Genomic DNA, 21,573 nt, shown 5'->3' on the forward strand with positions numbered 1-21,573 from the left:
AAGTGGACGACGTCATGTTCAGTATCGGAGCATTCGCCAAGTACGGCGGCGTGTCGGTTCGCATGCTGCGCCACTACGACGCCGTGGGGCTCCTGCGCCCCGCCCACGTCGATCCGCACACCGGCTACCGGTCCTACGAAGCCGACCAACTGGCTCGGCTCAACCGCGTCATCGCCCTCAAGGAGCTGGGCTTCACGCTCGAACAGGTGCGCGCCATCCTCGACGAGCAGGTGGACGCGACGGAGCTGCGCGGCATGTTGCGGTTGCGGCGTGCGGAGCTGGAGTCGGCCATGGCGGCCGACGCCGCCCGGCTGGCGCAGGTCGAGGCGAGGCTCCGGGTCATCGAGAGTGAGGGACAGATGTCGTTCGACGACGTGGTGATCAAGCAGGTCCCGGCGATGCGTGTGGCGGAGCTGACGGCCGTGGTGGAGAGCTTCGAGCCGCGGTTCATCACCCCGGTGATCGCCCCGCTCTACGAGGAGCTGTGGAGCCGGATGCAGGCCGCCGGGCTCCGGGCGAGCGGCGCGGCCGTCGCCTACTACGAGAACCTCGACGGGCCGGTGACGGTGCACGCGTCCATCCCCGTCGACGCCGAACCAGACCCTTCGCAGGACTTCGCGGTGGTGGAACTGCCGGCGGCGGAGGTGGCGACGCTGGTGCATGACGGCCCGATGGAACAGGTCATTCCCAGCGTCCAGGCGCTCGCCCGCTGGATCGACGCCCATGGCTACACGTCGGTCGGCCCCACCCACGAGGTGACCCTCTCGTGCCCCCACTGCGGCGACCACTCGGTGACCGAGCTGCAAGAACCGGTCGCTCGCCGCTGAGTGCTGTGGATCACGGAGTTGATCCCGGCGACAGGGCCCGGCGGGCCGACGGCGGTCCCACCGAGTCCCGCACCACCACGTGCGTGCCCAGCAGCAGGTGTTCGGCCGGTGCGCCCGGCGTGCGTTCGAGGGCCGTGCGGACGGCGAGGCGGCCGAGTTCCTCGTAGGGGACGTGGACCGTCGTCAGGGCGGGGTGCAGGTCGCGGGCGAAGGAGATGTCGTCGTAGCCGGCCAGGGAGACGTCACCCGGCACCGACAGGCCCGCCTCGTGCAGGGCGGTGAGGGCGCCCGCCGCGACCATGTCGGTGGCGGCCACGACGGCCGTGAAGTCGAGGTCGTCCTTGAGTGCTTGCTGCATGAGGCGGTGGCCCGCGTCACGGGTGAAGTCGCCGTGCAGGAGGAGGGACGGGTCGGGGGCCAGGCCCCGGCCCCGATGGGCCGCGAGATAGCCCCGTTCACGCCCCAGGGCCGTGGTGTGGTCCGCCCGGCCGCCGAGGAACAGCACCCGGCGGTGGCCCTGGGCGAGGACGTGGGCGACCAGGGTGTAGGCGCCGCCCTCGTTGTCGTACTCGATGACCGTCACCGGTGCGCCCGGATCCAGTGGCGGTCTGCCGCAGAGGACCAGGCGGGAACCGGCCGAGGCGAGGGAGTCGGCCATGCGGTGGGTGCGTTCGCGGTACTCGGGGGTGTCGGCGGTGCCGCCGACCAGGATCACGGCGGCGGCGCGCTGGGCGCGCATCATCTCGACGAACTCCAACTCGTGCCGGACGTCGCCCTCCGTGCTGCACACCAGGCAGAGGTGGCCGAGGCGGGTCGCCTCGCGTTCGACGCCGTGTGCCATGTGCGCGAACGACGGGCCGGTGATGTCCTCCAGCACGAACGCGAGTGTGGGCGTGCCGACGCCCGCGATGGCCTTCGCCCGCGCGTCCGCGACGTAGTCCAGCTCGCGGACCGCCCGCATCACGCGCCCGCGGGTCGCCGCGCTCACCGGGTACACGCCGCCGAGCACCCGCGACACCGTCGACGCCGAGACCCCTGCGCGGGCCGCCACGTCCCGGATGGTGCTGCGGCTCGTGTCCCCGCTCTTCCTCGTCATGACTGCCTCGTCTCTCCGGGCGCCGGTCCGCGCCCACCCCTCGGGAACTGCGGCAACGCCGTGGCAACCGGTTCCCTGGACGGAGGCTAGCAGTGAGGAGGGGAGGGGAGGAGTGGTGTGCGCGGACCGGTGTCGATGGGCCCGGGGCGCTCGGTCGCGGAGACCGGCCGACCGGCGGCCGGGTCAGGGTTGGGTGTCGAGCCGTTCCTGGAAGGTGGGGCCGGCGAGCTTGGCGTGCGGGCTGGGCGGGAACCCGCCGGCCGCCGCTGTCTCGGCACTGTGAGCGATGTGCGCCGCAGGTGGTGGTGCCTGCCTGGCCGTCGTGCCAGTCGCGCGTCTCGAGGGAGTCTGGCGCCGTGGAAATTCCGTTGCCGGAACAGCAGCGTCTTCGATCGAATGCCTCCATGACTCATGACGGCCCGGCAGACCATGTGGAGCAGAATCGACGCTTCTGGGATGACGAGGCGGCTGCGTGGCACGGGCCGCTCGCCCGTGATCACTGGGCGCAGATGGAACCGTACTGGGGACTGTGGGCCACCCCCGAGTCGCAGGTTTCCGTGCTTCCCGATGGTATCGACGGGATGCGCACCATTGAGTTGGGCTGCGGCACTGCCTACGTTTCCGCTTGGCTGGCCAGAGCGGGAGCCCACCCGGTCGGGATCGACCTCTCGGAGAAGCAGCTCGCCACTGCTCGCGAGATGCAGGCGGAGTTCGGCATCGACTTCCCCCTTGTCCTGGGCAACGCTGAGAAGGTGCCCTACGAGGACAACACGTTCGGCCTGGCGATCAGCGAGTTTGGCGTCTCGCTGTGGTGCGACCCCTACCAGTGGATCCCGGAGGCAGCCCGGCTTCTCGTCCCCGGAGGCCACCTGGTGTTCTCGCGCTACTCACCGCTGTTCGCGCTGTGTGTACCGCCCGAGGGACCGGCATCCACCACTCTGTCCCGCGGCCAGTTCGGCCTGACGCGGCTGGACTGGGGGAATCACGTGGAGTTCGTCCTGCCGCACGGTGAGATGCTCCGTCTGCTGCGGGCCTGCGACTTCGTCGTTGAGGACCTGATTGAGATTCAGGCACCCCGGTCTGCGCGGGACTACGAAGAAGTTTCCGCCGACTGGGCCCAGCAATGGCCCAGCGAGGAGATCTGGAAAGCTCGGCTGGCAGGCTGACAGCTCCGCAGGCACCGTGTGACGCCTTACTCATCCCGCGGAGCACCTCGATGCTCCCACCGCAAGCCCTCCTGCCAATCCCAGCGGCGGTTTCCGCACCTCACCCACTCACGGCCCTATGCCGCCCCCAGCGTCCCCGCGATGCCCGCGATCGCCTCCGGGCCCACCCGGCAGCAGCCGCCGATCAGCCGTGCTCCGGACTGCTGCCAGCCCTTCACCTGGTCGGCGCTGAAGGTGGAACGGCCCGTCCAGGCGCGGGCGTCGGCGTTCCAGGTCTCGCCGCTGTTGGGGTAGACGACGACCGGCTTGCCGGTGACGCGGGCCGCGGTCGCGGCGGCGGCGTCCACGTCCTCGGGCGCGCAGCAGTTCACACCGACCGCGATCACCTCGTCCGCCTCGGCGGCCAGGGCGAAGGCCTCCTCCAGCGGCTGCCCGGCCCGCGTGCGGCCACCGGCGACGGAGTACGTCAGCCAGGCCGGCACCCCGAGCCCGCGCACGGCCCGCAGCAGGGCCGCTGCCTCGTCGGCATCGGGGACCGTCTCCAGGGCGAGGACGTCGGGACGGGCCGCGGCCAGCACCTCCAGACGCGGCCGGTGGAAACGCTCCAGCTCGTCCACCGTCAGCCCGTAGCGGCCCCGGTACTCGGAGCCGTCCGCGAGCATCGCCCCGTAGGGGCCGGCCGAGGCCGCCACCCACAGCGGGCGGGGGACGCGTGCGAGCCGGGCCGCGTCCCGGGCCGACTCCACGCTGAGCGCCATGAGTTCGGCCGCCCGGTCGTGGTCGATCCCGCGCTGGGCGAAGCCCTCGAACGTGGCCTGGTAGCTGGCCGTGATCGCCACGTCCGCACCCGCCCGGAAGTAGGCGAGATGCGCCTCGGTGACCGCCTCCGGCTGTTCCGCCAGCAGCCGCGCCGACCACAGGTCGTCGCTCAGGTCGTGCCCGGCCGACTCGAGCTGGTTGGACATGCCGCCGTCGAGGACGACCGTCCCGGCGGAGAGGGCTTCGGCGAGGGTGAGAGTGCTGGTCATACGGACGACCGTAACCGAGACCCGGCGGCGGACCCCAGCCGATGGTGTCCAGTGAGTGAACAGGTCGACCAGCATGTGGGACGACGGGTTACGATCACGGCCCTCCTCACCCCCGCTCGTACAGGAACACCCATGACCGTCCCCACCCCCGCCGAGGCCGCCGAACCCGCCGAACCGGCCAAGGCCACTGCCGACGGCGCCGCCCCGGCACCCGCTCCCCGCCGGACCTTCGGCCTCGCCGCCGCCACGGCCCTCGTCATGGGCAACATCATCGGCGGCGGCATCTTCGCCCTGCCCGCCACCGTCGCCCCCTACGGCACGATCAGCCTGCTCGCCTTCCTGGTGCTCTCGGTCGGCGCGGTGCTGCTCGCGCTGCTCTTCGGCAAGCTGGCGCGGCGCAGCCCGGTCACCGGGGGGTTGTACGTCTACCCGCGGGACGCGTTCGGCGAGTTCGCCGGGTTCCTGTCGGCCTGGTCGTACTGGACGATGTGCTGGGTCAGCATCGCCGCCCTGGCCGTCGCGGTCGTCGGCTACGTCGACGTCCTGATACCCCTGCACGGCAACCACGTCCTCCAGGCCGCCGTCGCCATGGCCGCTCTCTGGCTGCCCGCCGCCGCGAACTTCGCGGGCACCCGGTGGGTCGGCACGGTGCAGGTCGTCTCCACGGTCCTGAAGTTCGTCCCGCTGCTCCTGCTCGCCACGGTCGGCTTGTTCTTCGTCGACGTGGACAACTTCGGCCCGTTCAACGCCTCCGGCCAGAGCGTCTCCGGCGCGCTGGCCGCCTCGGCCGCGCTGCTGCTCTACAGCTTCCTCGGGGTCGAGTCGGCCGCCGTCAGCGCGGGCGAGGTCCGCGACCCGGAGCGCACGGTCGGCCGGGCGAGCGTCCTCGGCACGCTGGCCTCGGCCCTGGTCTACATCCTCGGCACGGTCGCCGTCTTCGGCCTCGTCCCGCACAGCGAACTCGTCGGCTCCGGCGCCCCGTTCGCCGACGCCGTCAACGCGATGACCGGCGGCGGCTGGGGTGGCGTCGCCATCGCCCTGGTCGCGGTCGCCTCGATCACCGGCTGCCTCAACGGCTGGATCCTCATGGCCGCGCAGATGCCGTACGCCGCCGCGCGTGACGGTCTCTTCCCCGCGCCCTTCGCCCGCCTCGGCAAGGGCGGCGTCCCCGGCTTCGGCGTCTGGGCCTGCGCGATCCTCGGCACGCTCCTCATCGCCCTCAACTACACGGCGGGCCCGGACACCACGTTCCGCGTCCTCGTCCTGATCACCACGTTCACCGGCTGCGTGCCGTACCTGCTGTCGGCGGCGGCCCAGCTGTACTGGCTGGCCCGCGGCACCCGCGAACGCGTCCGCCCCGCAGGCCTGGCCCGCGACCTGACCGTCGCGGCCCTCTCCTTCGGCTTCTCCTTCTGGCTGATCGCGGGCGCCGGATACGCGGCTGTGTACCAGGGGGTGCTGTTCCTCTTCGCCGGGATCCCGGTGTACGTGTGGCTGCGGGGGCGGCGGGAGGCGGCAGGCTAGTCTCCTGCGCCGGCTGGTCATCGCGGCCGGCCGGAAGGCCGCACGGCCGGTGCAGTGGCGGGAGGGCACCGGCCGCTCCGGCTTGAAGCGGCTGTACTCCCGTTTCGTGGCCTTGGTGAGTGTTTCTGACCTTGCTCAGCATGCGGTCCCCGGGTCTCAGCCGAGTGCCCCGGCCCGGCCGAGTGCGGTCCTCCAGATCTCGGCGGCCTGCCGCAGACGGCTCTTGTCGGGTTCTGGGAGTGAGCCCGCGTACTGCTTCCTCAGTGACAGGACGACCGAGGGGATGTGAAGCCGCTCCGCGCACGTGCCGTCGGCCACCGCCACGTCGATCTCGCGCCGCCGAAGGCCTTCCGTCGCCCCTTGCCTCTGGTACTCCGCCTTCAGCTGCTCGGCCGCCTCGTCGGGTGTCCGGTACTGGTACCCCTTTTCGGCCATGCACTTCTTCCAGCTCCGTATCACAGCGGCGTACTTCGCGTCTTCTGTCACGTTGTCCGTGAGCGAGCTGTTGAGGTTCTGGGGTATGTAGGTCGCCGCGGCCCAGTCGTCCAGTTCACCGAACAGCTTCTTGCGGCTCTCCGCTTCACATCCCACCTCCGAGAAGGTGATCGCTCTCTCCTTGTCGAACCGCATTTCGCGGAGGTCGGTTTCCCCTCCGCGCAAGGCGCGCATGTACGCCGCCGCTTTCTTTGCGGGCAGCCGCGCGACGTATTGGTCGTTCGTCAGGGATTTGGCGCGGTTCCCGGTTGCCGGAGAAGCAGAGGAAGTGGAGGAGTCAGATGATCTTTTGGCGGCGTACTCACGGTGGAGCCCGTACCCGGCAGTGCGCCGCTCGCCCAGGTTCAGCTGACGTTCCTGATAGGAGCCGGAAGACGGAACGAACTCGTCGACCTTGTAGCGGAAGCCCCTGTCCGTCATGCATGCCGCGATGAGCTTCGTCTCCGCGTGGTAGAGCACGGCCTCGTCCCGGGTGTAGTCCCCGGACTGGGTGAGCAGGTCGAGCTCCGCTCGAGTGAGGCTGGATGCGGGGCTGTCCTCGTTCGCGTCACTGCCCCCGACAGACGTGCAAGCCGCCAGCGCGAGCACCCCCGCTGCGACACCGGAGGAAAGCACGCTTCTCTTGACGGTCCGACCGTGCGCCATGCCGCTGCCCTCACTGCTCCTTCGTAGACGCGCTGCAGGTGTGTGTGACGCGCGACGGTGCCCGCCGGTTGCCCGGCGGGCACCGTCGGATCCGGTCAGCCGTAGGGGTTCGGGCCACCGCAGGTGGACGTGGTGGTGTTGCTGGGGGAAATCCAGCTGTTGGACGAGAAGGCGTTGTTGTGCGAGGACGCCAGCTGGGTCTCACCGGAGCCCCGGGACAGGGAGTAGAAGCCCCCGGTGTAGTTCTTGCCGGTCCACACGACGGCCTTGCAGCTGACGCCGTTGTTGTAGACCGAGGAAGCGCAGTTGTCCCAGGTTCCGTTGGGACAGGCACTCTGGCGGAAGGCCGACCAGTCCGAGTTCCTGCCGGACAGCTGACCCGGCCCGGCGCCCGTGTAGTTCTCGCCGTTCCAGAAGCAGAGGTTCCCCGAGTTGCAGCCGGCCGGCGCCGCGGCCACCTTCACGCTGGTGGGCATCACGGCTACGGACGTACCGCTGGAACCGTTCGCCGAACTGGCCGCGGACGTACCGGCCATACCTCCCATGGTCAGCACGGCTCCTGCCGCCACGGCCAATATTCGCTTCATAATCCTCCCCTTCGGCTTGGGTGATTTCGGCCATTCGCTCTTTCGCTGGCTGATTCGTGCGCTTGACCGATACGCATGTGTCTCTGATCAGGTCACGGTGCGCACGGATGTCATCAGCTTTCTGTTCCAGCATTGCCCAGAGGTGACAGACTGGGCAATGATGTTCCATCTGGGTGAAAAAGCCGAGGTCATTGAGGGGGAGTGGAATGCTCCGCATCCATTTCACGGACGTCGATTTAGCCCGCACACGACTTGGTGGATCACCGAATCCGCTCTGGGAGATCACCGCCAGTCTGCATCGTTTCCAGACGCGGAAAGGACGCTGGGCCTATGCGGAGTGGCACAGAGCCACCCGAGCCCGTCTGGAGGAGAGAGGGCTTGAGCGTGTACTCCGCGAGATCCTGCTGCCCATGTTCCCCAGGGCGTCCTACTTCCCCGACTTCCTGACCCCGGCCGAGTCGATGGAGGGACTTGACACCGGCCTTGAGGCCCTCCTCGCGACCCCGCCGCGCCGGGTCCTGGCGGAGGTGGCGCGCCTGGACCGCGTCGTGGGAGCCCCCTCCTGGGCCCCACGGCTCGCGGAGCGGGAGACACGGGAGGAACTTGTGCGGGCGATCCGCGCCTACCACCATGCCGCCATCGCCCCCTATGGCGAACGGATCCAGGCCCGCGTCGAAGCCGAGCGGGCGATGCGGTGTCGGGCCCTCCTCGACGGCGGCGTCGAGGGGCTGCTGACAGGTCTCGGTCCCGCCATGCGCTGGCGTCGATCCGTCCTTCATGTCGACTTTCCGTCCGAAGACCGGGACCTGCATCTGAACGGCCGCGGACTGACACTCGTCCCGTCGTACTTCTGCTGGAACAGTCCGACCACTCTCGCCGATCCGCGACTGCCTCCCGTCCTGGTCTACCCGCTGCGCCACGAGCCGTCGGCTCCACCGCTGGGCTCGCCGGACTCACCGGGAACGCGGGGCGCCCGGCACGCCGTCGGCCCGCCCGATTTCCCGGCGGCCCTGACCGGGTTGCTCGGCCGCGCCCGGGCCGGCGTGCTGTGCGCCGCGGCGGTCGGAGCCACGAACGGCGAGATCGCACGGGCGGTCGGCATCTCCGCCGCGTCCGCCAGCAGATGTGCCACAGCCCTGCGGGCGGCAGGGCTGATCACCAGCAACCGCTGCGGGGCGAGCGTCCTCCATACGCTCACTCCCGCCGGAGCCGCCGTACTACGAGCGGGCAGGGAAGCGACGAAGCAGGCGTGAACGCCGTGAATGCTTGGTCATGAGGCCGGTCAAGACACTTCTCGCGAGACGCTCCACGGCTACCGAGCTCACTTCGATGTCTGCACGGAGGCATGCCGACCGCCGCGACGCCGGCCCCGGCCACGTCCCGTCGCCATCGGCAGGGCGAGGCTGACGACGAGGGCCAGCCCGAGTGCGTACGGCCACCAGCCGAAGCCGACGTTGTCCGACGCGCCGGTGCTCCTGGGTGTCACGGCGCCGGACGAGGACGCCTCGGGCACGGTGGGGGAGGGACTCGGGGTGGCTCCGGCCGTCAGGGCGACGTCGTTGCCGTCTCCCGCCCGGTAGTCGATGCGGTAGGTGGTGTCGCCGAGTTTCAGGCGGGCGCCCTGCCGCAGCCCCTTGAACGTTCCCGAGATCCTGCCGTCGCCCTGGTGGTCGAGGACGGTGATCTCACGAGCGGGTTTGCCCCGGCTTCCCACGGCCGACACGTCCAGGTCCCCTGCCAGCCGTACCGTCCCCGTCACCTTCAGCGGCTTGCCGCGCAGGACCAGGGTGCCCTTCGGGCGCTGCGTGTAGGCGCCGTTCACGGTGAGGCCGGTGCTGACGACACCTTCGTTCGTCACCGCTCCCGCGACCGTGCCCTTGCCGGTGAGCGTGGTCGCGACGCGCAGGCCCGCCAGGCCCGTGTCCAGCCGTGCCCCGGCCGCCGTGAGCCGAATCGCCTTGCTGCGCGTGAGAGTGGCGCCCTTGCGCAGGGCCAGCGTGCCCTGGGAGACGGTGGTCGTCCCGGTATAGGTGACGGCGGGACCCGTCAGTGTCGTCGTGGCGGCTCCCGACTGGGTGAGTGAACCGCTGCCGCTGATGCGGGAGAGGGTGAGGGGCCGGTTCGTGTTGCGGAGTATGAGCGAGCCGTCGTTGACGATCTTGTAGCGGGCGCCTGCCGTGTACAGTCCGCCGTCCCCGCCGCGCTTCCCGCTGCCCAGCCGCAGCACCGCCCCCTTCTCCACCGTCGTCGAGCCGTCGTAGTACTGGACGGCCGCGAAGGTCACGTCGTTGCCGGGGGTTCCGGCGATGACGATGTCACCGGCGCCGGGGGCCGAGAGGGTGTCGTGGAACCTGCCGCCGCCGATGGGGGCGCCGAGCGTCACCGGGCCGTTGTAGTCGAAGGTGAGGCGGGAACGGGAGCGGGCGGCCAGGAGGTTGATGTAGACCGTCTCGGCGGTGCCCGGCATGAAGATCCTGTTCGTGGTGCCGTCGCCCCACTGGACGTTCGCGCCCTTGATGTTGGTGCCGCGCTTGTTGACGTTCTTGCGGGCGGGCGTCCAGTTGCGGGCCGGGTCGCTGAGCGAGGGATCGCCGTCGCCGCCCTGGTCCGACCAGCTGTACTGGCCGGTCAGGACCACCTTGCTGCCGGGCCGCGACTGTACGTTGATGTCGCTGCCGTACTCGCGCTGGTAGAAGTCCATGCCCATCGTGACCGTTTGGCCCAGGGGCGTGTCGACGGTCCAGGTGCCCTGATTGAGGACCTTGCGGACGTTCGGCAGCGAGGTCGCGTACTCCGGGCGGCCCGCGTTCAGCTGGGTGCCGTTGTCGATCACCCCCGAGAAGGAGTGCGTGCCCGACAGGTCCCAGGTGCCCCAGAGGAAGCGGGGCTGCGTGATCAGGCCGGAGCCGCTGACGGTACCCAGGTTGTAGGCGCTCTTCAGCGACAGCCGCAGGGTGCCGTCGACCCGGATGTTGTCCTGGTTGAGGCGGAACGCCGGGGTGTTGTACGGGAAATGGCCGATCAGCCCCGTCGTACCGCCGTCGCCGTACTGGAGCGTCGCGCCGCGCTCGACCGTGACCGCCGGCGGGTCGGGGTTGCTGACGGTGACGTACGGGTGGTTCCCGCCGAGCGTCCGCACCCGCTGACGCCGCCGGGACTCCGGGAGCGTGAAGTCGCTGTCCTTGGTGAGGATCAGCGTGCCGCTGCCGCGCACCGTGAGCGTGCCCTCGCCCCGGAACACGCCGTCGTACGTCGTCGTCCCGGGCGGCACGGCGACGACCGTGTCGCCGGTGAGCGTCACGTCCCGGTCGGCCAGTACGTCGGCGGTGACGTCCCGGGGACCGGCGGCCGCCGCCGGGGGAGCGGAGAGCAGGGAGGCGATGGCCGCGAGGACGCCCGCGGCGGCTGCTGTGGTGTGGGTGAGGCTGCGCACGTGATCGGAGACGGGCCGCGCCCCCGCCGATAACAGAAAATCGGGTGCGTCCGAGCGGGGCCCCGTCGCGCGCGTCTTTCTCGCCACCCTGGCCAGCCTGCCCGCCGTCCGTGAGCCGTGGCTGCGCGGAATCCACGACCGCGTGCGTCGGGAGAAGTACCCGATCCCCTGCTGACGCAGCGCCGTGGTGCCCCGCCGTGGTGTCGCGCCGTGGTGCCGCGCCGTGTTGGTCCCGTCAGACCCGTTGACCTCCTCGGGTCACCCCCTTACCTTTCCACCGTTCGTAATGACAGATGGTGTTCGAGATGTCAGACAACTGAAGGTCATGATGACCCGTCAGGCCCTTGAGGCGACAACGCCGTGTGTCCCCCAGTGAGAGGCAGGCCCCCACCGCATGAGCCGCGACCGCGACCACGCTCTGCCCGAACCCCCCAGCCGCAGAATGCTGCTGATGGGCGCCGCAGCCGCCGGTGCCCTGGCCGCCGTCCCCGCCGTTCCGGGCGTGGCCGAGGCCGCCACCCCGGCCAGGCCCCCGAAGCCGGCGCCCTTCGTGAACCCGCTCGTCCGCAACCGGGCCGACCCGCACATCAACCGGCACAAGGACGGCTTCTACTACTTCACCGCCACCGCCCCCGAGTACGACCGCATCATCCTGCGCCGCTCCCGCACCCTGAACGGCCTGGGCACGGCGGACGAGTCCGTGATCTGGCGCGCCCACGCCACCGGCCCCATGGGCGCGCACATCTGGGCGCCCGAACTGCACCGCATCGGCGGCAAGTGGTACATCTACTTCGCCTCCGCGCCCGCCGAGGACGTCTGGGCGATCCGCATCTGGGTGCTGGAGAACTGCCACCCCAACCCCTTCAAGGGCACCTGGGTGGAGAAGGGCCAGGTGAAGACGGCCTGGGAGACCTTCTCCCTGGACGCCACCACCTTCACCCACCGGGGCAAGCGCTACCTCGCCTGGGCGCAGCACGAGCCCGGCATGGACAACAACACCGGCATCTTCCTGTCCGAGATGGCGAACCCCTGGACCCTGAAGGGCCCGCAGGTCCGGCTCTCCACTCCCGAGTACGACTGGGAGCGCATCGGCTTCAAGGTCAACGAGGGGCCGTACGTCATCACGCGCAACGGCCGCCTGTTCATGACGTACTCGGCCAGCGCCACCGACTCCAACTACTGCATGGGCCTGCTGACAGCCGACACCGACAGCCACCTCCTGGACCCCGTGAGCTGGACCAAGTCACCGACGCCGGTCTTCACCAGCAACGACACCACCAAGCAGTACGGACCCGGCCACAGCTGCTTCACCGTCGCCGAGGACGGCCGCACCGACATCCTCGTCTACCACGCCCGCCAGTACAAGGAGATCAACGGCGACCCGCTGAACGACCCCAACCGGCACACCCGTATCCAGAAGCTCGGCTGGAAGCCGGACGGCACCCCGGACTTCGGCATACCGGTCGCCGACACAGCCACGGCGGGTGAATGACATGAGACGTGCGTACGCCGCCTTCCTCGCCCTGTGCCTCGGGCTGTTCGGCGCCCTCGCCACCGCCGGCCCCGCCCAGGCCGCGCCCCAGAGCATCACCAGCGGCACCCAGTTCAAGGACACCTCGGGCAACCCCGTGCACGCGCACGGCGGCGGGGTCCTCAAGGTCGGCTCCTACTACTACTGGTTCGGCGAGCACCGCAACGCCGACAACACCTTCCGGTACGTCGACGCCTACCGCTCGACCGACCTGAAGAACTGGGAGTTCCGCAACCACGTCCTGACCGAGGCCACCGACCCGGAGCTGGCGACCGCCAAGATCGAGCGGCCGAAGGTCATGTACAACGCGTCCACCGGCAAGTTCGTGATGTGGATGCACAAGGAGAACGGCACCGACTACAGCGAGGCCCGCGCCGCCGTCGCCGTCTCCGACACCGTCGACGGCGACTACACCTGGAAGGGCAGCTTCCGCCCGCTCGGCCGGCACATGTCCCGCGACATCACGGTCTTCGTCGACACCGACGGCGCCGGGTACGTGATCTCCTCCGCCCGCGAGAACTACGACCTCCAGATCTACCGCCTCACCGCCGACTACACCGGCATCGCGAGCCTTGTCGCCAACCCCTGGCCGGGCGGCCACCGCGAGGCCCCGGCGCTGTTCAAGCGGGGCGGCGTGTACTTCATGCTGACCTCGGGCGCCACCGGCTGGAACCCCAACCAGCAGCAGTACGCCACGGCCACCAGCATCGCCGGACCCTGGTCGGCCATGCGGAACATCGGCGACTCGACGACGTACGGCTCGCAGACCGCCTACGTCCTTCCGGTACAGGGCAGTTCGGGCACCTCGTACCTCTACATGGGTGACCGGTGGGGCAACTCCTTCGGCGGGACCGTCAACGACTCGCGCTACGTCTGGCTGCCGCTGACCTTCTCCAACTCGACCACGATGTCCATGTCCTGGTCGCCGGAGGTCACCATCGACACGGCAGCCGGGACCGTCTCCGGCGTGAACGCCACGTACCACACCCTCATCGCCCGCCACTCCTCCAGGTGCGCGGACGTGACAAGCCAGTCGCTCCGGGCGGGCGCCCAGCTCAAGCAGTACGACTGCAACGGCGGCACCAACCAGAGGTACTGGTTCAAGTCCGTCGGCGGCGGTTACTACCAGATGATGGTCAGGAACAGCTCCCTGTGCCTGCGGGAGAACGCGAGCACGGTCACGCAGGAGAACTGCGACGCCTCCGCGACGAACCAGCAGTGGTCGCTGACCACCACCGGCCCGTACGTGAACGTCAAGTCCCGCGCGACCGGGGAGTGCCTGGACGTGAACGGCGCGTCCACCGCCAACTCCGCCGCCGTCATCACGTACACGTGCAACGGCGGCACCAACCAGCAGTGGACGCGGGACGTGACGGCCCCCAGTGCCCTCAGGCCAGCAGGTCGATCGCGTCGATCGCCGTCCCCGCGCTGAGGAAGCCGGTCGCCCCCGACCCGCTCACCACGTCGATCCGGAGCACGTTGTACTGACTCGTGTCCGTCTTCCAGGCGGACGCCGGGACGCTGTACGTGAACGTGTGGTTGTTGCCGCGGTACGAACCGTTGGTCAGCGACCGGGTGTTCGGCTGGGTGGGCGGGGAGGGGACGGCGGACGTCCAGGCGTCGTTGACCGTCACCCGCGGGCGGCCGTTGGCGTAGGCCGTCGTCACCCCGATCCGCAGGGTGTGCGCGGCGGCGGCCTGGGCGGCGGTCAGCCGGAAGTACACCAGGATGCCGCTGTTGACGTCCTTCCAGAGGTAGCAGGGGAAGGCCGCCGTCTCGCCGTCGCCGATGACGACGTTCCCCGTCCAGGACGCGGCCCGGACGTCGGACGGGTGCGCGTACGTCATCAGGTCCGCGTTCTTGAACCCGCCCGGCGTGCCGTTCCAGTCGCCGATCCGCCAGATCGCGCTCGCGTTCGACGGGTCGTTGGAGGACGGGATCGCGATCGTGTTCAGGGTGGTCGTGCCGCCCGCCGACACGCTCACCGACGTCGTGTACACCGCCAGTTCGCCCTTGAAGACGGTCAGCGTGTACGTGCCCGGCAGCACACCCGGGACGGAGAAGAAGCCGTCCGAGGAGCGCGCCGAACCCCAGTACTGCGCCGCCGTGTTGGCCAGGCCCACCGTGTACGGGTACGCAGTGTCCCGCCCGGAGATCCCGACCCCCGCCACCTTGCCCCGGCCGCTCGCCGGCACGTACCCCGGGATGCCGAGTGAGTCGGCCCACGGCGTGGTGAGCGTGCCCGGGAACAGCGCCGAGGAGGGCGCCCCGCCGTCCGTGAAGGCGATGACGTACGGGCCCTGCAGGCCAAAGCGCTGGTCCTCGGTCTGGTTCTGGCCGTAGTAGAGGATCTCGTAGAGGCCGCCGCCGTCCGCGCTCTGGTGGCGGAGCAGGGAGCGGTAGAAGGGGCCACCGGAGGCCTTCTCGTGGTTGCTGCGGACCATCCACAGGCCGACGCCGCCGGCGGACCAGCCGATGTGGTCGTAGTCCATGACGCGCAGTTTGGAGTAGTGCTTGGATCGGGTCTGGCCGTCGGACTTCCGGAAGACGTCCGAGGCCTCGATGGCGGTGGGCGCGTAGGTGTAGGAGTCGGGTTCGTCGTTGAGGAACGCGCCCTTCTTCACGCGCACGATGAACCGGGTCGCGGACACGGACGTGTCGGCCTTGTCGGTCCACAGATAGACGTTGTTCTCGCCGCTGCGGGCCGCGTAGTAGTGCCGCAGCGTGCCGTGCGTGACGGAGACCAGGATCGTCGGGCCGGACTGCCTGATGCTCACGGTGGAGGCGCCGAGACCGGACTCGATGTGCGAGTTCATGCCGCCGTAGCCCTGGTACTCCGTGCCCCGGTAGACCAGGGAGGTGAGGTCGCCGGTGGACTTGCTGACCTTGAACACCAATTGGGCGCCGGTGTCGATGACGTAGGCCGAGCCGTCGTCGGTCCAGCCGAAACCGGCTGCGTGGGCCGTGCCGGTGAGGGCCGCGCCGGTGGCGGTGACGGCGGTGGCGCCGAGGACGAAGGCGCGGCGGCCGACCGGTCTCTTCGCGGGTCCGGACATGGGGGTGCCTCCTTCGGGAGGTGGATGTGGGGTGTGTGGGGGGTGAGGGTGGGGGTGTGAGGCGGAGGGTGTGAGCGAGAGTGACAGTTGAATCGATTTCGCGAAAGGGCTTTCGTTCTTCTGGAGGGAGCATCTTTGCGAAAACGCCCCGAGGGCTAGAAAGCGCTTGCCGCAAGCGATACGTTCAGCCGCCAGGCCTTGTCGCCGTGACGGAGGAGCTGCGAGTGAGACGTTTCAACATCGCCGTGCTGGCGGCCGTGACGCTGAGCACCGCCCTGTCGGCCGTACCCGCCCACGCGGGCGAGGCAGGCGGGAGCCGGGGCCTCGCCCACTGCACCGCCGACGCCTGCCACTTCGACGTCCCGCCCGGCACGTACGACGTCCGGGTCACGTTCGGCGGGAAGGCCGCGTCCAGCACGAGCGTCAGCGGCGAGACCCGCCGCGCCCTTCTCCCCGAGACGGCCGCACCGGCCGGCGAGCGCGTCACCCGCAGCTTCACCGTGAACGTCCGCACCCCCGAGGGCGAGCCCACCGGCCCCGAGGGGACCCCCGGCCTCGACCTGCGGATCGGCGGTACCGCCCCCGCCCTCGCCGGCATCAAGGTCACACCCGCCCGGCACGCGCGCCAGATCTTCCTGGTCGGCGACTCCACCGTCTGCGACCAGCCCGGCGACCCCTACTCCGGCTGGGGCCAGCAGCTGCCTCAGTACCTCCGCAAGGGCGTGTCCGTCGCCAACTACGCCGATTCCGGCGAGAGTACGGTCACGTTTCTGGGGAACCCGAAGCTGTGGGCCACCGTACGGCCCCTGATCCGCCCCGGCGATCTGGTCCTCGTCCAGCTCGCGCACAACGACAAGACCACGGACGAGGCCACCTACCGGGCCAACCTGGAGACCCTGGTCGCGGGCGTCCGGGAGCGGGGCGGACAGCCGGTCCTTGTCACTCCCATCGTGCGGCGCTGGTTCAGCCCCGACGGCACGCTGAACAACGGAACCGCCCTGCTGGTCAACGGCCTCGGTGTCGATCACCCGGCCGTGACCCGCGCTGTCGCCGCCGAGCAGGGCGTGCCGCTGATCGACCTCACGGCGAAGACCAAGGCACTCGTCGAGTCCCTGGGCGCCGAGGGTTCCAAGGCCCTGTACCTCTACAACGAGGCGCGCGACAACACGCACACCTCCGTGCGCGGTGCGACGGTCTACGCGGGCCTGGTCCGCGACGAACTCGTCACCCGGCATCTGGTGCCGAAGGGCAAGGTGCGGGTGGGATGAACACCTGGGGCGCCCCGACCGGAACCGGGGCGCTCCAGGCCCAACCTGTTCCGACCTGTATGAGCACGAAAGAGACGCGATGCAGCTGCCTCCCGCCGACCGCACGACCTCCGCGTACACCGGCTACACCCGCGCCCACTGGGAGACGGCGGCCGACGCCCTGCTCACCGCCGTGGAGCCGTACGCGACCGAGGACCGCGCGCTGTACCACCTGCCCGGCGACCGGACCAGCTGGTCGGGCCGCCTCTCCGACGGCCTGGAGGGCTACGCCCGCACGTTGCTGCTGGCAGCCTTCCGCCGCGACGACAAGGCCCTGGAGCGCTACGCCGACGGGCTGGCCGCCGGCGTCTCGGGCGTCTGGCCCCGCATTGAGGACCGCAGCCAGCCCCTGGTGGAGGCGGCTTCGATCGCCCTGGCCCTCCGTCTGACGCGGGACCTGCTGTGGGACCGGCTGGACGACGGCGTGCGGCAGCGGGCCGCCGCCTGGCTCGGCGACGCGCTCACCGCCGAGGCGTGGCCCTGCAACTGGGAGCTGTTCCCGGTCACGGTGGGCGGCTTCCTCGCCGAGATCGGCCACGAGCCGGACGCCTCCCGCGCGGCGATCGACCGCGGCCTGGAGCGCATCGAGCAGTGGTACGTGGGCGACGGCTGGTACACCGACGGCGACGGCCGCAAGTTCGACTACTACAACGGCTGGGCCATGCACCTCTACCCGGTGCTGCACGCCTGGCTGGAGCGCGACGAGCGCCTGCTGGACCTGTACGGGGCGCGTCTCGAACGCCACCTCTCCGACTACGCCCGCCTGTTCGGCGGCGACGGCGCCCCGATGCACCAGGGCCGCTCCCTGACCTACCGCTTCGCGACGACGGCACCGCTGTGGCTCGGCGCGCTGACCGGCCGTACGCCTCTGCCGCCGGGGGAGACCCGGCGCCTGGCCTCGGGAGCACTGCGCTACTTCCTCGACCGGGGCGCGGTGGACGACCGGGGCCTGCTGTCCCTGGGCTGGCACGGCCCCGACGCGTCCGTCCTCCAGGGCTACTCCGGCCCGGCCTCCCCGTACTGGGCGAGCAAGGGCTTCCTGGGCCTGCTCCTGCCGCCCGACCACGAGGTGTGGACGGCGACGGAGGAACCCGCCCCGGCCGAGCGCGCGGACGCCGTCACCCCCCTCTGCCCTCCCAACTGGCTGCTCCAGTCCACCCGTTCCGACGGTGTGGTCCGCCTCCACAACCACGGCAGCGAGGACGTCCGCTACGACCCGTACTACACGCGGCTGGCGTATTCGACCGTGACGGCCCCCGCCAAGTCGTACGACAACAGTGTGGTCGTCGCCGGCGACCCGAGCCGCACCGGCATCGAACCGCTGGGCGCCGGCGAGGGCTGGGCCGCCTCGCGGCACACGGCAGGCGGGGGAGCCCAGGTGACGAGCGTGGTGCTGGCACACGGGGCGGCGGAGGTACGGGCGCATCTGGTGACGGGCGCGGAGCCCGGGACGCCGGTACGGGTCACCGGCTGGCCGGAGGCAGAGGGGCTGCGGGCCGAACTCCTGCCGGTGACGGGCCTCGACGACGCCCTCACCGGCGTCACCGGCGAGGGCGCCACGCTCTTCGTCGCCCTGGCCCGGCTGACGGCGGAGGCGGACCCCGTTCCGCTGCCGGAGCTGGTCTCCGTACGGGCGGACGAGCACAACGGACTGGCGGTCCGCTGGCGCGACGCCGGCACGGTGCTGGTCCGGCTGGACGGCCCGGGAGCGGACGTCACCCTCGACGTCACGTGAGAGAGCACCTCACTTCGGTCGGCGCCGCGGGGAGCGTCGCTGTCAGGCATCGGTCGTCCTCGGTTCGCGGGGCCAGTTCCGAAGCAGTACGTGCAGGGCGTCGATCGCCCTGTCCCAGGACGCCTGTACGTCACGGGGCGCGCCGAAGGCGCCGGTGGACTCCAGGGCGCAGTAGCCGTGGAAGGTGCTGCGCAGCAGGCGTACGGCGTCGGTGAGGTCGGGTTCCTCCAGGCCGTAGGCGCGGAGCATGCCGTAGGTGACGTCGGCCGTGCGGCGCAGCGCGGGGCAGTCCGCGACCAGGTCCTGGTCGAGCCGGATCTGTGTCGCCGCGTACCGGCCGGGGTGTTCCAGGGCGTAGGCCCGGTAGGCGCCGGCGAAGGCACCGAGCGTGTCCCGGCCGGCCTCCCGCCCTTCGACCGCCGCGGCGATCCGGTCGATCATCTCGCCGCCCGCGCGGACGGCCATCCGCGTGCGCAGGTCCTTCAGGTTCCGGACGTGGGTGTACAGACTCGCGTCCTTCACCCCGAAGCGGCGGGCCAGGGCGGAGAGGGTGACGTGCTCCAAGCCGGCCTCGTCGGCGAGGTCCGCCGCGGCGGCGACGAGGCGGTCGGGGGTGAGGCCGGCTCTGGGCATGAGGGAAGAGCGTAGTACGGGACTCAGCGGATCGGCGCGTACACCACTCCCAGCTTGTCGATCTCCGCGTCGGCGCGGCCCGTGAAGCCCACGATCTGCCAGCCGGACGGGGCCGTGAAGGTCTTCGCGGCGGACGTGGCCGTCCCGGCGGACAGGGTGCGGTCCCTGTCCGTCGTGAAGGACGCCGAGAAAATCCGGGTGCGGCCGTTCTTCTGGCCCTGCGTCAGCTTGACCGAGGTGAGGTGCTCGCCGGAGGCCAGGGTGAGCGAGGTCGCGGTGCCGCCCGTGCCGCCGTGGGTCAGGGCCGTACCGCCGTCATGGGTCAACGACACCGCGTCCAGGCGGGCGCCGCCGCGCAGGGTGAGGGTGCGGGGCGCGGGGGTCGCCGGCAGGTCGTCCGCGTCGTTGAAGGCCGTGCCGTGCGGGCCGCCGAAGAAGTCGCTCGCCCGCAGCGAGGAGTTGAGCGTGTACGAGAAGCCGACCGTGTGCGGGAAGTGGTCGGAGAGGTGCTTGCCGTCGGAGCGGAGGAAGGCCGCCCAGTCGTTGTGGTAGCGGGTCGCGTCGAGTCCGACGAGTTCGCCGCCCCGGTAGAGGACCTTGTCCACCACCTCGCAGTCGTCCGTCGGCGCCGCCTTGTCACAGACCAGCGCGTCGCTGCCCTGGGCCGGGGGTGTGCCGCCCTTCACCAGCTCGACCCACGCGTCGGTCAGGCCGTTCTCCGACAGCAGGGTGCGGATGTTGTCGCCCGGGCGGGTGTACCGCGTGTTGGTGTCGCCCATGACGATCACCGCGTTGCCGGAGGAGTTCGCCCGGATGAAGCCGGAGAGCTGCTCGATGTTGGCCCGGCGGGCCGCCAGCGCGTCGTCGGTCGCGTCGGCGTTGGTGTGGACGTTGTACACGTCGACGTGGACGCCCTCGGCCAGCCGCACCCGAGCGAGGGAGAAGCCCTTCGGGGTCAGGCAGTTGGTCCCGGTGCAGTCGTTCCACTTCACCCGCTGGAAGTCCTCGAAGGGGTGGTCCGAGAGGGTGTTGAGGCCGTCACCGAAGGCCGCGCCGCCGCTGGTCGCCGTGCGGTACGGGTGCTTGTCGTTGGCGTACAGCGAGGCGTGGTAGTTGAAGTCCTCCTGCACGTTGACGATGTCGTAGGGCCCGAGCCGCTGCCCGATCAGCGGGGTGTTGGTCTCGGGGTCGCTGTCGCCGAGGCCGAGGGGGAGGCCCGCGATGTTGTACGTCAGGACGTCGAAGGAGCCGGAGTCCGCGGCGGCCGCGGGGGTGGCGCCGGCGGCGGTGAGGCCGGTGAGGGTCAGGGCGGCAGCGGCGAGGGTGCCGAGGAGTCGTCTCATATGGGGAGGTCTCCGGTCTGAGGAGGCGGAGCGGAACGTGAACGTCGCTCATGTTCGATGGCAACGAGTGTGACGTACAAGGCCGGTTGAGGAAACAGGAGGAAACAGTGAAAGACGAGGCGAGCCTTCGATGCCCCCCGACCCGGCATCGTGCTGCGCGGCCACCGGCGCCGCTCAGGGCCGGCGCAGCAGCGTCAGGTCCTCGCCCCAGGAGTCGAGGACCCGGTCGTGTCCGGCCCGGCGCGCCAGGTCCTCGATGCCGGTGAACAGGGCGCGCTGGGTGGGCGGATCGCCGTCGGCCAGGATGCTCCGCAGGACGGGAAGGAGCCGGGACGCCTCCCACCGGGGGTCGCCCAGCGGCTGCCGCTCCAGCTCCCACCGGAGGTACTTGTTGTAGGGCCGCACGCGGCGGTGCAGGGCGAAGAGCACCTCCAGGGCGTACGGGACGGACTCGGCGGCGTCCAGGTGGCCCAGGTCGGGGCGGTCGTCGCGGTAGCTCTTCAGGGAACGGTAGGTCTGGTTGACGTAGGCGTCGAGCCAGCCGTCGACGGCGGCCCGGGCCTCGTCGGCGCCGAGCGTCCGCTTCTCGTCGAGGATTTGGGCGACCGTCCCGTCCAACCGGTCGAGCAGCACCTCGGCGTGGACGTACGAGTACCGCGCGAAGCTGTCGGGCCGGCCGGGCATGCCGCGGGTGCGGAACTCCGCCAGCGGGATGACCACGAGGTCCAGGTGGGCGGAGCGGAACCAGTCCAATTCGGCGATCGGCGAGGCATGCTGATCCCTCAGGATCACGTGCAGGTCGTAGTCGGAGTGGACCGTCGGCATGCCCTCGTGGACCCGGGAACCGCTGAGCACCAGTCCGGCGACGCCGGGATCGGCGGCCGCCCGTGCGGTGAAGGCGGCCAGGGTCTCGCCAGGAGTGTTGCCCAAGGTGATGTGCATGGTGATCTCTCCCTGCGGAACGTCAGGGCACGGGTCGGGTTCGCGTCTGCGGTGTCCGGGACACCGGGGGAGAGATCACCTCACGGTACGGACGCTACTCCGTGAGCACCGCCCACCGGTATCGGTTTTCTCGGGCATCGGGGTGCGGGCGGATGCGGCATTCCTCGGTCGCCGCGGGGAGCCGTAGGGTGGCCGGGGCCAGGCGGCGGGGACGCGGGGGAGGCG

The 21,573-nt window shown here is 70.5% G+C and carries 16 protein-coding genes and 1 pseudogene; 8 read left to right on the forward strand and 9 right to left on the reverse strand.

What is annotated here, in order from left to right:
- The first annotated feature begins 14 nt into the window (after positions 1–14).
- Positions 15–827, forward strand: a complete 813-nt coding sequence (locus ACZ5TL_RS28860; RefSeq protein WP_468593526.1) for a MerR family transcriptional regulator — start codon at positions 15–17, stop codon at positions 825–827.
- A gap of 10 nt (positions 828–837) precedes the next feature.
- Here ACZ5TL_RS28860 and ACZ5TL_RS28865 read toward each other — a convergent pair whose 3' ends face one another.
- Entirely contained in the window at positions 838–1,923 is a 1,086-nt protein-coding gene (locus ACZ5TL_RS28865) for a LacI family DNA-binding transcriptional regulator (protein ID WP_468593438.1), read from the reverse strand.
- A 356-nt stretch (positions 1,924–2,279) separates the two neighbouring features.
- On the opposite strand from ACZ5TL_RS28865, the gene ACZ5TL_RS28870 reads away from it, so the two are divergent.
- Positions 2,280–3,089, forward strand: a complete 810-nt coding sequence (locus tag ACZ5TL_RS28870) for a class I SAM-dependent methyltransferase (protein WP_468593440.1) — start codon at positions 2,280–2,282, stop codon at positions 3,087–3,089.
- Between the two features lie 116 nt (positions 3,090–3,205).
- Here ACZ5TL_RS28870 and mmuM read toward each other — a convergent pair whose 3' ends face one another.
- A complete protein-coding gene (gene mmuM, locus ACZ5TL_RS28875; RefSeq protein ID WP_468593441.1) occupies positions 3,206–4,117 on the reverse strand; it encodes a homocysteine S-methyltransferase in 912 nt (303 codons plus the stop codon).
- A gap of 132 nt (positions 4,118–4,249) precedes the next feature.
- Between mmuM and ACZ5TL_RS28880 the strand changes: the two genes are divergently transcribed.
- Positions 4,250–5,641, forward strand: a complete 1,392-nt coding sequence (locus tag ACZ5TL_RS28880) for an amino acid permease (RefSeq protein ID WP_468593443.1) — start codon at positions 4,250–4,252, stop codon at positions 5,639–5,641.
- Positions 5,642–5,797: 156 nt separating this feature from the next.
- Here the strand turns inward: ACZ5TL_RS28880 and ACZ5TL_RS28885 are convergent, their stop codons facing one another.
- Positions 5,798–6,781: a hypothetical protein gene (locus tag ACZ5TL_RS28885; RefSeq protein ID WP_468593445.1), complete on the reverse strand. Its 984-nt coding sequence runs from the start codon at positions 6,779–6,781 to the stop codon at positions 5,798–5,800.
- A gap of 95 nt (positions 6,782–6,876) precedes the next feature.
- The gene (locus tag ACZ5TL_RS28890; protein WP_468593527.1) at positions 6,877–7,257 is read right to left on the reverse strand and encodes a peptidase inhibitor family I36 protein; all 381 of its coding nucleotides are present in this window, start codon (positions 7,255–7,257) and stop codon (positions 6,877–6,879) included.
- A 317-nt stretch (positions 7,258–7,574) separates the two neighbouring features.
- Here ACZ5TL_RS28890 and ACZ5TL_RS28895 point away from each other — a divergent pair, with 317 nt between their 5' ends.
- Positions 7,575–8,621, forward strand: a complete 1,047-nt coding sequence (locus ACZ5TL_RS28895; protein WP_468593446.1) for an ArsR/SmtB family transcription factor — start codon at positions 7,575–7,577, stop codon at positions 8,619–8,621.
- A 68-nt stretch (positions 8,622–8,689) separates the two neighbouring features.
- Here the strand turns inward: ACZ5TL_RS28895 and ACZ5TL_RS28900 are convergent, their stop codons facing one another.
- Positions 8,690–10,801, reverse strand: a complete 2,112-nt coding sequence (locus ACZ5TL_RS28900; RefSeq protein WP_468593447.1) for an autotransporter-associated beta strand repeat-containing protein — start codon at positions 10,799–10,801, stop codon at positions 8,690–8,692.
- Positions 10,802–11,195: 394 nt separating this feature from the next.
- Between ACZ5TL_RS28900 and ACZ5TL_RS28905 the strand changes: the two genes are divergently transcribed.
- Positions 11,196–12,293, forward strand: a complete 1,098-nt coding sequence (locus ACZ5TL_RS28905) for a glycoside hydrolase family 43 protein (protein WP_468593448.1) — start codon at positions 11,196–11,198, stop codon at positions 12,291–12,293.
- A gap of 1 nt (position 12,294) precedes the next feature.
- Positions 12,295–13,698: pseudogene (locus ACZ5TL_RS28910) on the forward strand (RICIN domain-containing protein); the annotation flags it as partial.
- 22 nt (positions 13,699–13,720) lie between these two features.
- Here ACZ5TL_RS28910 and ACZ5TL_RS28915 read toward each other — a convergent pair.
- Positions 13,721–15,388 carry a rhamnogalacturonan lyase B N-terminal domain-containing protein gene (locus ACZ5TL_RS28915; RefSeq protein ID WP_468593449.1) on the reverse strand — a complete coding sequence of 556 codons (1,668 nt, stop codon included), beginning with the start codon at positions 15,386–15,388 and terminating at the stop codon, positions 13,721–13,723.
- Between the two features lie 224 nt (positions 15,389–15,612).
- On the opposite strand from ACZ5TL_RS28915, the gene ACZ5TL_RS28920 reads away from it, so the two are divergent.
- Together ACZ5TL_RS28920 and ACZ5TL_RS28925 are read left to right on the forward strand one after the other, a co-directional pair.
- Complete coding sequence (locus tag ACZ5TL_RS28920) at positions 15,613–16,656, forward strand: rhamnogalacturonan acetylesterase (RefSeq protein ID WP_468593450.1); 1,044 nt, start codon at positions 15,613–15,615, stop codon at positions 16,654–16,656.
- A 79-nt stretch (positions 16,657–16,735) separates the two neighbouring features.
- Positions 16,736–18,430 carry a DUF2264 domain-containing protein gene (locus ACZ5TL_RS28925; RefSeq protein WP_468593451.1) on the forward strand — a complete coding sequence of 565 codons (1,695 nt, stop codon included), beginning with the start codon at positions 16,736–16,738 and terminating at the stop codon, positions 18,428–18,430.
- A 42-nt stretch (positions 18,431–18,472) separates the two neighbouring features.
- Here ACZ5TL_RS28925 and ACZ5TL_RS28930 read toward each other — a convergent pair whose 3' ends face one another.
- From ACZ5TL_RS28930 to ACZ5TL_RS28940, 3 genes are all read right to left on the reverse strand, one after another.
- Positions 18,473–19,063: a TetR/AcrR family transcriptional regulator gene (locus ACZ5TL_RS28930; RefSeq protein WP_468593452.1), complete on the reverse strand. Its 591-nt coding sequence runs from the start codon at positions 19,061–19,063 to the stop codon at positions 18,473–18,475.
- Between the two features lie 23 nt (positions 19,064–19,086).
- The gene (locus tag ACZ5TL_RS28935; RefSeq protein WP_468593453.1) at positions 19,087–20,406 is read right to left on the reverse strand and encodes a jacalin-like lectin; all 1,320 of its coding nucleotides are present in this window, start codon (positions 20,404–20,406) and stop codon (positions 19,087–19,089) included.
- A gap of 174 nt (positions 20,407–20,580) precedes the next feature.
- Positions 20,581–21,348 (reverse strand): hypothetical protein, encoded by a 768-nt coding sequence (locus ACZ5TL_RS28940; protein ID WP_468593454.1) that lies wholly within the window; start codon positions 21,346–21,348, stop codon positions 20,581–20,583.
- Between the last annotated feature and the right edge of the window lie 225 nt (positions 21,349–21,573).

The sequence above is a fragment of the Streptomyces sp. NPDC033136 genome (assembly GCF_055578235.1).

Coding starts and splice junctions, on each gene's coding strand:
- ACZ5TL_RS28860 (WP_468593526.1), top strand. CDS start 15: ATGTTCAGTATCGGAGCATTCGCCAAGTACGGCGGCGTGTCGGTTCGC.
- ACZ5TL_RS28865 (WP_468593438.1), bottom strand. CDS start 1,923: ATGACGAGGAAGAGCGGGGACACGAGCCGCAGCACCATCCGGGACGTG.
- mmuM (WP_468593441.1), bottom strand. CDS start 4,117: ATGACCAGCACTCTCACCCTCGCCGAAGCCCTCTCCGCCGGGACGGTC.
- ACZ5TL_RS28880 (WP_468593443.1), top strand. CDS start 4,250: ATGACCGTCCCCACCCCCGCCGAGGCCGCCGAACCCGCCGAACCGGCC.
- ACZ5TL_RS28885 (WP_468593445.1), bottom strand. CDS start 6,781: ATGGCGCACGGTCGGACCGTCAAGAGAAGCGTGCTTTCCTCCGGTGTC.
- ACZ5TL_RS28890 (WP_468593527.1), bottom strand. CDS start 7,257: ATGCCCACCAGCGTGAAGGTGGCCGCGGCGCCGGCCGGCTGCAACTCG.
- ACZ5TL_RS28895 (WP_468593446.1), top strand. CDS start 7,575: ATGCTCCGCATCCATTTCACGGACGTCGATTTAGCCCGCACACGACTT.
- ACZ5TL_RS28905 (WP_468593448.1), top strand. CDS start 11,196: ATGAGCCGCGACCGCGACCACGCTCTGCCCGAACCCCCCAGCCGCAGA.
- ACZ5TL_RS28915 (WP_468593449.1), bottom strand. CDS start 15,388: ATGTCCGGACCCGCGAAGAGACCGGTCGGCCGCCGCGCCTTCGTCCTC.
- ACZ5TL_RS28925 (WP_468593451.1), top strand. CDS start 16,736: ATGCAGCTGCCTCCCGCCGACCGCACGACCTCCGCGTACACCGGCTAC.
- ACZ5TL_RS28930 (WP_468593452.1), bottom strand. CDS start 19,063: ATGCCCAGAGCCGGCCTCACCCCCGACCGCCTCGTCGCCGCCGCGGCG.
- ACZ5TL_RS28935 (WP_468593453.1), bottom strand. CDS start 20,406: ATGAGACGACTCCTCGGCACCCTCGCCGCTGCCGCCCTGACCCTCACC.
- ACZ5TL_RS28940 (WP_468593454.1), bottom strand. CDS start 21,348: ATGCACATCACCTTGGGCAACACTCCTGGCGAGACCCTGGCCGCCTTC.